Source organism: Alsobacter sp. KACC 23698, assembly GCF_045348435.1.
In the GTDB taxonomy this organism is placed as follows: Bacteria; Pseudomonadota; Alphaproteobacteria; order Rhizobiales; family Beijerinckiaceae; genus Alsobacter.
The window spans coordinates 1,681,422-1,693,809 of the sequence record NZ_CP157484.1; the positions used below are offsets into that span (position 1 = coordinate 1,681,422).

The 12,388-nt window shown below is 69.0% G+C and carries 12 protein-coding genes; 4 read left to right on the top strand and 8 right to left on the bottom strand.

What is annotated here, in order from left to right:
• Positions 1-25: 25 nt before the first annotated feature.
• Positions 26-1,189, bottom strand: a complete 1,164-nt coding sequence (locus ABEG18_RS07765; protein ID WP_406857500.1) for an ABC transporter ATP-binding protein — start codon at positions 1,187-1,189, stop codon at positions 26-28.
• Positions 1,144-2,178, bottom strand: coding sequence for an ABC transporter ATP-binding protein (locus tag ABEG18_RS07770; RefSeq protein ID WP_406857501.1), 1,035 nt, complete (start codon positions 2,176-2,178; stop codon positions 1,144-1,146). The genes ABEG18_RS07765 and ABEG18_RS07770 overlap by 46 nt, the downstream gene beginning before the upstream one ends.
• Positions 2,179-2,346: 168 nt before the next feature.
• On the opposite strand from ABEG18_RS07770, the gene ABEG18_RS07775 reads away from it, so the two are divergent.
• Positions 2,347-2,655, top strand: coding sequence for a hypothetical protein (locus tag ABEG18_RS07775; protein WP_406857502.1), 309 nt, complete (start codon positions 2,347-2,349; stop codon positions 2,653-2,655).
• A gap of 11 nt (positions 2,656-2,666) precedes the next feature.
• Here the strand turns inward: ABEG18_RS07775 and ABEG18_RS07780 are convergent, their stop codons facing one another.
• The 3 genes from ABEG18_RS07780 to ABEG18_RS07790 all read right to left on the bottom strand — a co-directional run bounded on the left by ABEG18_RS07780 (position 2,667) and on the right by ABEG18_RS07790 (position 6,087).
• Entirely contained in the window at positions 2,667-3,146 is a 480-nt protein-coding gene (locus tag ABEG18_RS07780; RefSeq protein ID WP_406857503.1) for a Pycsar system effector family protein, read from the bottom strand.
• 293 nt (positions 3,147-3,439) lie between these two features.
• Complete coding sequence (locus ABEG18_RS07785) at positions 3,440-4,918, bottom strand: MDR family MFS transporter (RefSeq protein WP_406857504.1); 1,479 nt, start codon at positions 4,916-4,918, stop codon at positions 3,440-3,442.
• A 236-nt stretch (positions 4,919-5,154) separates the two neighbouring features.
• Positions 5,155-6,087, bottom strand: a complete 933-nt coding sequence (locus ABEG18_RS07790; RefSeq protein ID WP_406857505.1) for a histone deacetylase family protein — start codon at positions 6,085-6,087, stop codon at positions 5,155-5,157.
• Between the two features lie 232 nt (positions 6,088-6,319).
• On the opposite strand from ABEG18_RS07790, the gene ABEG18_RS07795 reads away from it, so the two are divergent.
• The gene (locus ABEG18_RS07795; protein WP_406857506.1) at positions 6,320-6,907 is read left to right on the top strand and encodes a L,D-transpeptidase; all 588 of its coding nucleotides are present in this window, start codon (positions 6,320-6,322) and stop codon (positions 6,905-6,907) included.
• Between the two features lie 80 nt (positions 6,908-6,987).
• Here the strand turns inward: ABEG18_RS07795 and ABEG18_RS07800 are convergent, their stop codons facing one another.
• The 3 genes from ABEG18_RS07800 to ABEG18_RS07810 all read right to left on the bottom strand — a co-directional run bounded on the left by ABEG18_RS07800 (position 6,988) and on the right by ABEG18_RS07810 (position 10,017).
• On the bottom strand, positions 6,988-7,206 hold the full coding sequence (locus ABEG18_RS07800; RefSeq protein ID WP_406857507.1) for a hypothetical protein: 219 nt from the start codon (positions 7,204-7,206) through the stop codon (positions 6,988-6,990).
• A 235-nt stretch (positions 7,207-7,441) separates the two neighbouring features.
• Positions 7,442-8,821, bottom strand: a complete 1,380-nt coding sequence (locus ABEG18_RS07805; protein ID WP_406857508.1) for an aspartate aminotransferase family protein — start codon at positions 8,819-8,821, stop codon at positions 7,442-7,444.
• Positions 8,822-9,021: 200 nt separating this feature from the next.
• Positions 9,022-10,017 carry a TIM44-like domain-containing protein gene (locus ABEG18_RS07810; RefSeq protein ID WP_406857509.1) on the bottom strand — a complete coding sequence of 332 codons (996 nt, stop codon included), beginning with the start codon at positions 10,015-10,017 and terminating at the stop codon, positions 9,022-9,024.
• Positions 10,018-10,243: 226 nt separating this feature from the next.
• On the opposite strand from ABEG18_RS07810, the gene ABEG18_RS07815 reads away from it, so the two are divergent.
• Positions 10,244-11,257 carry a 30S ribosomal protein S2 gene (locus tag ABEG18_RS07815; RefSeq protein ID WP_406857510.1) on the top strand — a complete coding sequence of 338 codons (1,014 nt, stop codon included), beginning with the start codon at positions 10,244-10,246 and terminating at the stop codon, positions 11,255-11,257.
• A gap of 141 nt (positions 11,258-11,398) precedes the next feature.
• Entirely contained in the window at positions 11,399-12,322 is a 924-nt protein-coding gene (tsf, locus tag ABEG18_RS07820; protein WP_406857511.1) for a translation elongation factor Ts, read from the top strand.
• Positions 12,323-12,388: the final 66 nt, after the last annotated feature.

The following is a 12,388-nucleotide window of genomic DNA, read 5'->3' on the forward strand; positions in this document are numbered from 1 at the left end:
CGCAGCGTTCGGTGTGTGGTCGTCGTCATGGCGTCAGTTCTCCCCTGGGCGTCGTTGTCTCGATCGGCGCATCCGGCCGGGCGCCGATCTCCTGGCGTCGGCGGTGATCCTTGTAGAGCGCCAGCCTGCGCGCTTTCGCGGGGCTGTCGGCTGGTCCGAGCGCCCGGCCCGCCGTCTCCGGCGGAAGGGTCTCGTAGAAATGGCAGGCGGCGAGCCGTCCCTCCGATCCCCTCAGGAGCGGCTCCTCGACCCTGCAGCGCTCCTGCGCGAACGGGCAGCGGGTGTGGAAGCGGCAGCCCGAGGGCGGGTTCGCCGGACTGGGGATGTCTCCCTCCAGCAAGCGGCGCTCGGCCCGGACGCCCGGGATCGGCAGCGGGATCGCGCTGAGAAGCGCGCGCGTGTAGGGATGCAGCGGCTCCGCGTACAGGGACGCCGTCGGGGCGACCTCGACGATCTTGCCGAGATACATGACGATGACCCGGTCGCTCATGTGCCGGATCACGGCGAGGTCATGGGCGATGATGATCAGCGTGAGGGCGAAGCGCTCCTTCAAGTCCTCCAGCAGGTTGATCACCTGCGCCTGGATCGAGACGTCCAGCGCCGAGACGGGTTCGTCGCCGATCACCAGACGGGGCGAACTGGCGAGCGCGCGGGCGATCCCGATGCGCTGGCGCTGTCCGCCCGAGAACTCGTGCGGGTAGCGGTCGGCGTGGTCGGGGCGCAGCCCCACGGTCTGCAGCAGGTCGAGGGTCTTTTCGCGGCGGGCCTTGGTGGAGCCCTCGCCATGCAGCCACAGCGGCTCGCCGACGATGTCGGCCACCGTCATGCGCGGGTTGAGCGACGAGAACGGGTCCTGGAACACCATCTGCATCTCGCCCCGGAGGCGGCGCAGGCCCGCGGCGTCGAGCCCGACGAGGTCCTGGCCCTCGAACGAGACGGATCCCGCCGTGGGCTCGATGAGCCGCATCAGCATGCGCCCCACGGTGGACTTGCCGCAGCCGGACTCGCCGACGATGGCCAGGGTCTCGCCCTTCTCGACCGCGAAGGACACGCCGTCCACGGCGCGGATGACGGTGGGCTTCTCAAACAGCCCGCCGCCGCTGCGGAAATGCTTCTTGAGGCCCTCGGCCTCCAGGATCGCGCTCACGCCGCCTCCGTGACGTGCAGCTCGAGCGGAGCGCGGATGCAAGCGGCCTCGTGGCCCGGCGCCACCTCGACCAGGGGCGGCGGCGCAGTCGTGCAGGCCGCGATCGCGAAGGGGCAGCGCGGCGCGAAGCGGCAGCCTTTCGGCATGCGGTCGGCGGGCGGCACGCTGCCGGGGATCGTGGCCAGGCGCTCCTCCCGGCCGGTCAACGACGGCAGGGAGCCCATCAGGCCGATCGTGTAGGGATGCTGCGGATCGGCGAAGATCTCGCGCACCGGCGCGCGCTCCACGATGCGGCCCGCATACATCACCGCGACGTCGTCGGCGACCTCGGCCACCACCCCGAGATCGTGGGTGATCAGCAGCATGGCCGTGCCGGTCTCCTGCTGCAGGGCGCGCACAAGCGACAGGATCTGGGCCTGGATGGTGACGTCGAGCGCCGTCGTGGGCTCGTCGGCGATCAGCAGCCGCGGCCCGTTGGCGAGCGCCATGGCGATCATGATGCGCTGGCGCATGCCGCCGGAAAGCTGGTGCGGGAACTCGTCCAGCCGCTTCTCGGGCGAGGGAATGCGCACCTTCCTGAGCATGTCCAGGGCGGTCTCGCGGGCCTGGGCGGGCGTCGAACGGCGGTGGCGCAGCACCACCTCGCTGATCTGGTCGCCGATCGTGAAGGCCGGGTTCAGCGAGGTCATTGGCTCCTGGAAGATCATCGTCATCCGGTCGCCCCGCAGGTCGGCGCGCTCCCGGGCCGGCAACGACCGCAGGTCGCGACCCTCGAACAGGATCTCGCCGGCGCTGATCTCGAGCGGAGGCGACGCCAGCAGGCCCATGACGGCGAGCGACGTGATGCTCTTGCCGCAACCCGACTCGCCGACCAGACACAGCGTCCGCCCCGCATCGAGCGAGAACGAGACATCCTCCACCAACGTCGTCGCATGCTCCCGCCCGCGGACCGAGATGGTCAGGCCTTCGACGGACAGGATGGGGGTCTGCTCAGCGGGCCGGGGGCGCCCGATGGGGACTGTCATACGCATGCACTCGCTTGGGCGGGTTCGCCGCACTGGCATTTGTTGTGCCAGATCGTAGACCCCGGCGGCGAGGGATCAAGCTGAATTCGGCATGCGGCGAATTCGCCGATGGACGCCCGCATGGATTGTGACAGTCGCGCTTGGTAGGCTGGCTCTCGCACAGAGGAGCCCGTCATGGGATTGAAAGCGCAGAAGAAGTTCGCCGCGCTGCACGAGGCTTACGAAAGCGCCCGCAGCGTAAGGGAGTACTCCGCCGTCGCGGCCCGTGCGGCCAGCCTGGAGGGGGCCGCCGCCGCGCTGCTGGCGGACGAAGGCCTGGGGCGGGCCGAAGCCCATCTGGCCGCCCTCTCGGAGGAGCGCAAGGCGCTCAAGCGCGTCCTGCGATACGCCAAGAAGCACGGCGCCAAGATCACGCCCGACAAGGCGGGCCCGCCGAAACTGGTCAGCCGCAAGCGTCACAAGACGGACGAAGCCGCGGCCTGAAGGTCAGGCCGTCACAGTCCCTTGCCCAGGCCCAGGGCGGCGGCCCAGGGAAGCGCGGTGAACATCAGCCCGATGATCGACCGCTTGAGCGACCGGAACTTCGAGCGCAGGATTCTCGAATTCGTGTAGCACTGCGTCAGCAGGTCCTCCAGGTACCCATCCTCGTCGAGCGCGCCGAACTGGCGCTGGTACTCCTGCAGGGTGAGCCCCGCGACCGTCCCGAAGAAGAAGAGGGACGGCGTGGCCCGGAAGCGCGGGAACTGACCGCGCAGCAATTCGGCCAGCACGAACCCGAAGCCCACGGCCGACGCCGCAAGCGCGACGCCGTACGGCCACGTCCAATGGGAAGGCGCGGGAATGGACGACGACAGGGCGCCCAGCATGGCGAGGCTGATGCCCAGCACCGCAGCGCTTCGCGTGTCGTGCCGGGCGATCCAGTCGAGCATGCGCTGCAATGTCTTCTCGGCCCTCTCGATCTGTTCGCGCTTCATGATGCCCGGTCCGGATCCTGCGTGTTTCGACTGTATAGGGGGCGTCACGACGACGTTTCAGTCCAAGCGGGCCTGGGCATCGCAATGACGGGCAATGGAGTCTCGTCTCTATACGATCACGTGCTGGATCTTTGAACCCATGTTGCTGAAACTGTTCTGAACTGTTGCACAACTGTCCGAACACGGGCAGGCGCGGACCGCACCGGTGATCCGGCGCGACCCTCCATGGCGCGACCTGAAGCAGCAGGGAGCTTGCCCGTGCCCGGGATCGGGCAAGGCGCCGTTTCGCGCGATCAGTCGGCCGCGGGCGCCGGGGCGGAACGGCTGCGCAGCGGCCTCTCCTCCATCGCGATGAGAAAGACCAACGCCATCGCCAGCGACGCGGCGGCGCCCTGGAACATATGGGCGAAGGCGGCGAGCGCGCCGGGATCCGCGGCCGCATGGGCCTGGCCCGGCGTCGAGCCGTGAAGCCCCCCGACCACGCCCCCGGCCAGCAGGATGGCTCCGAACGCCGCGACCAGCAGCGCGCCGCCGAGGCTGCGAAAGAAGTTCATGCTGGCCGTCGCCGTCCCGAGCTGGTGCGCCGGGGCGGCGTTCTGGATGCACACGGTCGTGACCGGCAAAAGCGTGCCGAGGCCGAGGCTGATGACGCCGAACAGGATCTCCAACCCTACGAAAGGCAGGTCCGCGCCCCAGCGGGCCAGCGCCAGCACCGCCCCGATCGCCACCAGCAGGCCGCCCATGGGCAGCCGCTTGTAATGGGTGACGTGCGCCATGGCGCGGCCCGAGATGGTGGCGCCCATCACGGTGCCGATCATCAGTGGAATGAGCGCGAGGCCCGAATCGCTGGCCGAAAGGCCCTTCACGGTCTCCAGGTAGACGGGCGTGTAGATGGTCATGCCGATGAAGGCGCCCATGCCGAAGCAGGCCGCCAGCGTGCCGTTGCGGACCACGCCGTTGGCGAAGAGCGTGAGCGGGATGAGCGGCTCGCTGGCCGAGCCCAGCCGTAGCCCGAACGCGACCCATCCGCCGGCGGACGCCGCCAGGAGGGTGGACACCTGCCACGACGTCCAGGAGTAGCGCAATCCGCCCCAGTTCAGGGCGAGGAGCAGCAGCGTCGTCGCGGTGATCATCAACACGGCGCCGAGCACGTCCAGCGAGTGCGGCCGGTTGTTCTGCGGCAACTTGCGCAGCAGCGAGTTGGTCATCGCGAAGGCCACGATCCCGAGCGGGATGTTGATCCAGAAGATGATCGACCAGTGCAGGTGCTCGGCGAAAAAGCCGCCCAGCACGGGCCCGGCCAGGCTCGAGCTGACGAAGACGCCGGCGATATAAACCTGGTAGCGGCCCCGTTCCTTGGGGGCGACCATGTCGGCGATGATGGTCTGCGCCATCGAGATCAGCCCGCCTCCGCCGAGCCCCTGCAGGGCGCGGGCCAGGATGAGGGCGATCATGTTGGGCGCGAGCGCGCAGGCGATCGAGCCCAGGATGAACACCGCGATCCCCACCAGCATGGTGGGACGTCGCCCATGGATGTCGCTGAGCTTGCCGTAGAGGGGCGTGATGGCCGTCGCGGTCACCAGATAGGCGGTGACGATCCAGGACAGCAACTCCGCATCGCCCAGCTCGCGCCCGATGGTGGGCAGCGCCGTCGCCACAATGGTCTGGTCCAGGGCGGCCAGGAACATGGCCACGAGGATCCCGAGAATGACGAGGCGGATCTCCTCATGGGTGAGGGCGGGGCGGATCGCGTCGGGGGGAGAAGCGTTCATGGCGTCGAGCCGCCGCGCGAGCCGCTCGGACGCAGCGCTGGCAGGCTCCCTCTCTGGGGACGAAGGGGCGATGCCGACAAGGCCGCGCCGCTCTGGCTAAGGGCTGCGGCGTGGCCGCCGCGTGTCCGCAAGATGGAGCGGCGGGCGAGAGAGTCCATCCCGCCCCGCGCGGCGATCCCCGCGCGGGGCGCGGGGCCGCTCTGCCTGCGGCGAGCGGTGGCGCGGCTTCGGACGGGTCAGCCGCCGCGCATCAGGGTCATCACATGGGCCGCGGTGGAGCGGGCCAGCCCTTCCAGGTCGTATCCGCCCTCCAGGAGCGAGACGACGCGTCCCTTGGCGTGCCGGTCGGCGATGTCCATCAGCTTCGCCGTGGCCCAGCCGAAATCGGCCTCGACCAGATTGAGGTTGGCGAGCGGATCGCGCACATGGGCGTCGAACCCGGCCGAGATGATGATCAGGTCGGGCTGGAACGCCTCGACCCGCGGCAGCACCGCGACCTCGAACGCCTCCCGGAACTCAGATCCGCCGTCGCCGGCCCGCAGCGGCGCATTGACGATGGTGTCGTGCTCGCCGCGCTCGCGGGTCGCGCCCGTGCCCGGATAGAGCGGCATCTCATGGGTCGAGCAATACATCACGCTCGGGTCGTCCCAGAAGATGTCCTGCGTGCCGTTGCCGTGGTGCACGTCCCAGTCGACGATCGCGACCCGGCCGATCCCATGCGCCTTCTGGGCGTGGCGCGCCGCGACGGCGGCGTTGTTGAAGAAGCAAAAGCCCATGGCCCGGGTCTTTTCGGCGTGATGTCCCGGCGGGCGGGCGGCATGGAAGGCGTTGTCGACCCGCCCGGACACGACCTCGTCGACGGCCAGGATCGCGCCGCCCGCGCCCCGCACGGTGGCCTCCCAGGTGCCGGGCGACATGGTGGTGTCGGCGTCGAGCTGCACGAGCCCGCTGGCGGGCGCCGCCTCCTGCAGGCCCAGCACATACTCCTCCGGATGGGCCAGGCAGAGCTGCGCGATGGTCGCCTCGGGAGACGCCTCCCGCTGCAGCGACTGGAAGCGCTCATGCTCGAGGATGCGTTCGACGACGCGCATGCGGTCCGGCCGCTCGGGATGACCCATCGGGGTCTGATGCCGGATGAAGCAGGGGTGGGTGATCAGCAGGGTCGTCACGTCGCCTCCCGGGGAGCGTTCTCGTTGCCGAGATTGTCGCCCCTGCGCCGCGTTCCGTCCATCCGGCAATGAGCGCGGGGCGGGTTTGCGGGAGATCATGGCGCCGGCCGAAGTCCAGCCGGCGCGAAACAAAGCCTCGTGATGCGTCCGACAGACAACAGCCTATGCGGGCATAATCTGGTATCGCTGATCCGAGTCGCGGAAGGCGGCGCTTGACGAAGGTGGTTTTTCGATGCGGCTCATGTCTCTCTTGCTCGCCTTCGGGGTGGCGTCGGCCGTCGCCGGCTGCCGCTACGAACCTATCCCGGCGCCCGAGGTCAGCAGCCGCGACGCGGAATGGATGGCGATGGTGCCGACGGCCGAGCTCTATCGCCCGTTCGAGCGCTACCGCATCGACGACCCGACCGGCGAGAAGCCCGGCACGGTCGTGGTCGACACCAAGTCGCGCTTCCTCTACCTCGTCGAGCCCAACGGCAAGGCGGTCCGCTACGGCGTGGCGGTGGGGGACGAGGCCTATGGCTGGTCCGGCCGGGCCACCGTCCAGCGCAAGGCCGAGTGGCCGGACTGGCATCCGCCGGCCGAGATGATCAAGCGCTGGCCGCATGTGCATTACACGAAGGGCGGGCCGGAGAACCCGCTCGGCGCCCGGGCGCTGTACCTGTTCGAAGGCAACAAGGACACGCTCTACCGCATCCACGGCACCAACGAGCCCGAGACGATCGGCAAGGCCGTCTCCTCCGGCTGCATCCGGATGCGCAACATCGACGTCATCGACCTGTACAACCGCGTCCCCACGGGAGCGACCGTCATCGTCAAGTGACGCGGGCCTCAGGCGACGCCCGGCCCTGAATGAAGAAGCCGGCGGATGGTCCCGCCGGCTTTTCCATGTCGGCGGCCCGGTCAGGCCGTCTCGTCGTCGTCCCTCAGGACGGCGGGGATGTCCTTGCGGAAGCCCGCGGCGCGCAGCGCTTCGTCGATCTGCGCGCTGCGCAGCTGCGCCGTGGCGGCCGCGACCGCCGGAATCCCGATCGGGGAGTATTTGTCGACGTCCGAGGCCCGGCGCGGGTTCGAGGGCGCCTGCTTCTCGGGGACGCGCGGTTGGGCTTGGTGGGCGGGCATGATGTCCTCGTGAACCGTTTCCTCATCTCCCGGCTTTCGCGGGAGACGAGCCAGACTGCTTCGGCAATCAAGCCGGGCGATGGCGGTCTTGTGGACGAAACGGGGCGGCTCGCGCACAAGGCCAGTGGAGGCCCCTGATTGAAGCCTCACGGTGAACGAGACGTTAAGCGCGCGCCCTGGTGCGGCGCCGTGCGCGGACGCACGGCGCCGACTATCCGATGGGGCCGGCGACGCTTTATCCGGCGCGCAGCCCGTCGCGGCGGACATGCGCCTCGAGACGATCGAGGGCGCGCGTCAGCTTGCCGAACATCTCGTCGACTTCGCCGTCCTTGATGATCAGCGGAGGGCAGATCGCGATCGTGTCGCCGAGATTGCGGACGATCAGCCCTTCCTCCTGGGCCAGCGACGTCGCCATCGCGCCGACGGCCTGCTTGGCCAGGAAGGCGCGCTTGGTGGCCTTGTCCGCCACCAGCTCGACGCCGGCCACGAGGCCCTTGCCGCGCACCTCGCCGACCAGCGGGTGCTCCTTCAGGCCGTCCAGATGGCGCCAGAAGCCGGGCAGAAGCGACTGCACATGGCCGATGATGTTGTCGCGCTGGTAGATCTCGATGGTCTTGACCCCCATCGCGGCGCCGACCGGGTGCCCCGCATAGGTGTTGCCATGGCCGAAGGTGCCGATCTTGCGGCTCTCGTCCAGCATGGCGTCGTAGATCTTCTCCGGGATCAGGACGGCCGAGACCGGGAAATAGGCGGATGTGATCGCCTTGGCGAGCGACATGGTGTCGGGCCGCATGCCCATCGCTTCCGAGCCGAACATGGTCCCGAGGCGCCCGAAGCCGCAGATCACCTCGTCGGCGATGAACAGCACGTCGTATTTGTCGAGGACCTTCTGGACCTTCTCGTAATAGGTGGGAGGCGGGACGGTGACCCCGCCCGCGCCGCCGACCGGCTCGGCGATGAACGCCGCCACCGTGTCCGGCCCTTCCTTGAGGATCATCTCCTCCAATTCGTCCGCCATCCGGGTGGCGAACTCCTCCTCCGTCTCGCCCTCGTGGGCGAAGCGATAGTGGTGGGGGCAGGAGGTGTGGAGGATGTTGGGGATCGGGAGGTCGAAGTCGATGTGGTTGTTCGGCAGTCCGGTGAGCGAGGCCGACGCGACCGTGACCCCGTGATAGCCCTTCAGCCGGGCGATAATCTTCTTCTTTTTCGGGCGCCCGATGGCGTTGTTGTAGTACCAGATCAGCTTGACCTGGGTGTCGTTGGCGTCCGATCCTGAGGCTCCGAAGAACACCTTGGAGACCGGCATCGGCGCGATCTCCTTCAGCTTCTCGGCCAGCTCGATCGCGGGATCGTGGCTCTTGCCGCCGAAGAGATGCGTGAAGGGCAGGCGGGACATCTGCTCGCGCGCCGTCTCCACCAGCTCTTCGTTGCTGTAGCCGAGCGACGTGCACCAGAGGCCGGCCATGCCCTCGATATAGGCCTTGCCGTCGCTGTCATAGACCCAGACCCCCTTGCCGCTTTCCAGCACCAGGGGCCCCGCCTGTCGGAAGGTCGCCAGGTTCGTATAGGGATGGATGAGAGTCTCGACGTCGCGCGTCTGCAGATTGGTGAGCATGGCCTTGTCACGTGTCCTGTGGCGAAGGCCCGCATCTTGGTGGCCCGGGCGCCGCAGGTCAAAGCCAATCGGGCCGCCGAATGGCTGGCATGCCCTTTGCGGGCCGGAGCCCGGGCCATGAAAACGCGGGCCTTGAAAACGCGGGCCATGAAAAAGGGCGCCGATCGCTCGGCGCCCCATCGCATGCGTTCAGGACAGGCTCAGGCCTGCTGCTGGATCGCGGAAAGTTTCCAGCCCTCGCCGGCGTCGCGGCGGAAGGTCCAGATCTCGGTGACCTCCTGCGGCTTCACCGGGTCGCCGCCCACCACCTTGCCGCTGGCGCGCTCGAAGAGGGCGTTCACCACCGAGAAGCGCATCGCCACGGTGGCGAAGTCCACCGGACCCTCGCGCCAGGCCTCGGCGAGGTCGCCCTGCAGCAGCTTCACGTCCTTCACCCGGTCGTGCTGGCCATTGGCCGCGTTGCGCGAGAGCTCCTCACCGAAATAGGCCGCCATTTCGGGCGTCGTGAAACGGCGCAGCGTCCCTTCGTTTTCCGCGTCCCAGGCGGCGTTGACGTCGGCGAGCAGCTTTTCGAAAGCCGCATAGTCCTGCGGGCCGATTTCGAGTGGCTGGACGGCCGGCTGCGCCGGGGCAGCCGAGGCGCCGCCAAAGCCGATGCCTGAACCATAGCCAGCGCCGCCCAGCGCGCCGCCGAGATCGGATCGGGCGTTGGAGGCGGCTCCGGCCATCGCCGGGCCGTTCGGCGCGACGGCGTTGCGAGAGCGGAACCAGCGCAGCGCCAGCATCACGAGTCCGCCGACGAGCGCGACCTGCAGCAAGAGGCCGAGGAACGACGCGATCCCGCCGAGGCCTCCGAAGAAACCGTTGCCCATGAGCGCGCCGAGCAGGCCAGCGCCGAGCAGGCCGCCCATCAGGCCCATGCCGAAGCCGGGCCGGCCGAAGAAGCCGCCGCGCTGGCCGGCGGGGGCCTGCGCCACCGAGGACGGGGCTCCGGGCTGGGTGATCGTGCGCTCCATCGGGGCGGCGGTGCGCGGGGCGGTCGCGGTCGGCGGGGGCGCGGAGAACGTCTTCGTTCCGCGGCTGCCGAAACTGCCGCCTTGACCGGGCCGCGCCTCGGCAGCGCCGAGGCCCAGCGCGAGCACGGCGGCGGCGGTGAGGAGAACGCGGCTGCGCCGCGACGTGATCATCGACATCATGGTCCTACCATCAGGGCCTGCGCGAGCCCCATGCCCGCGCCCGCAGGATATGGGAGCAAGATTGCGGATTTGTAAGGGGGCGCTCCGCGCGCTTGCGCTTCGTGCGTCGCCCGACTATAAGCGCGCGCATTCCACACGCGGATTTATCGGCTCAGGCCGTTCCGGTGCCCGGGGGACAGCTCCCGGTTCACTTTCCGCGGAGGCTCAACCGGAGAAGTAGACCACCATGGCTCTGCCAGATTTTTCCATGCGCCAGCTCCTCGAGTCCGGCGCTCATTTCGGTCACCAGTCGCACCGCTGGAACCCGAAGATGCAGCAATACATCTTCGGCACCCGCAACAACATCCACGTGATCGATCTCGCCCAGACGGTGCCGATGCTGCACCGCGCCCTTCAGGCGGTGTCCGACACCGTGGCCCAGGGCGGCCGCGTGCTGTTCGTCGGCACCAAGCGCCAGGCGGCCGATTCGATCGCCGATGCGGCGAAGCGCTCGGCCCAGTACTACGTCAACTCCCGCTGGCTCGGCGGCATGCTGACGAACTGGAAGACCATCTCCGGCTCGATCCAGCGCCTGCGCAAGGTCGATGAGACGCTCGCCTCCGGCGCGTCGGGCCTGACCAAGAAGGAGCGCCTGATGCTGTCCCGCGAGAAGGACAAGCTCGAGCGCGCTCTCGGCGGGATCAAGGACATGGGCGGCGTGCCCGACCTGATCTTCGTGATCGACACCAACAAGGAGCAGCTGGCGATCCAGGAGGCCAAGCGCCTCGGCATCCCGGTGGCCGCCATCGTCGACACGAACTGCGATCCGGACGGCATCACTTATCCGGTGCCCGCCAACGATGACGCGGGCCGCGCCATCGCGCTCTATTGCGACCTCGTTTCGCGCGCCGCCATCGACGGCATCTCCCGCGGCCAGGGCGCGCTCGGCGTCGACGTGGGCGCGTTCGAGGCCCCCGTCGAGGAGGAGCTCGCTCCCGCCGACGCCGCCGCTCCGGCGGCCGGCGAGACGTTCGAGCTGCTCGCGGCTCCGCGCGGCGCCCCGGACGACCTGTCCAAGCTGACCGGCGTCGGCCCGCAGCTCGAGAAGAAGCTGAACGAGACCGGCCTGTTCCACTACTGGCAGTTCGCCGCCATGACCCCGGCCGACATCGCCCAGGTCGACGCCACGGCCAAGCTGAACGGCCGCATCGAGCGCGACGGCTGGGTCGCCCAGGCTCGCGGCCTGCTCGAGAACGCCTGATCGGGATCTCCGGAGGGAGCGCCCGCACCGGGCGTCTCCTTCGGAGCCGAATGCAAGGTTGAGGGGGCGGGCCAGGGTCCGCCTGTCACGGGAGCGGCCAGCCGCCCCCGTGTTTTCACATGATCGATCGAAAGGTGAACCATGGCTACGATCACCGCCGCTCTGGTGAAGGATCTGCGCGAGAAGACCGGCGCGGGCATGATGGACTGCAAGGCCGCGCTTGAGGCCAATGCGGGCGACGTCGAGCAGGCGATCGACTGGCTGCGCAAGAAGGGCCTCGCCAAGGCCGCCAAGAAGTCTGGCCGCGTCGCGGCCGAGGGCCTCGTCGCCGTCGCGGTCCGCGAGAATCGCGGCGTGGTCGTGGAGGTCAACTCCGAGACCGACTTCGTGGCGCGCAACGAGGAATTCCAGGCGCTCGCCCGCGCCATCGCGGACGTCGCGCTGGAGAAGTCCGCCGACGTGGAGGCGCTTCTCGGCACGCACTATCCGGGCGGCGGAACCGTCCAGGAGGCGGTCGCCAACGCCATCGCGACCATCGGCGAGAACATGACGCTGCGCCGCGCCGCGGAACTGCAGGTCCACAAGGGCGTGGTCGGGCAGTACATCCACAACCTCGTGGCTCCGGGCCTCGGCAAGATCGGCGTGATCGTCGCGCTGGAGTCGACGGGCGACCCCATCGAGCTCGCCGGCCTCGGTCGCCAGATCGCGATGCACATCGCCGCCGCCAACCCGCAGGCGCTCGATGCGGCCGGCCTCGATCCCGCCGTCGTGGCGCGCGAGAAGGGCGTCCTCGCCGACAAGAACGCCGGCAAGCCGGCCCATGTGCTCGAGAAGATCGTCGAGAGCGGGCTGAAGAGCTACTACAAGGAGGTCTGCCTCGTGGACCAGGCCTTCGTGCACGATCCCTCCAAGACGGTCGCCCAGGCCGTCAAGGAGAGCGAAGGCCGGATCGGCGGCGCGATCTCCCTCAAGGGTTTCGTCCGCTACGCCCTCGGCGAAGGCGTGGAGAAGCAGGAGAGCGACTTCGCCGCGGAAGTCGCGGCCGCCGCGGGCGGCCAGGCCTGACGGTCTCTCCTTCGAACGGCGGCGCACGGCGCCGCCGTTTTTGCATGGCGGCCCTTTCGATCGCGG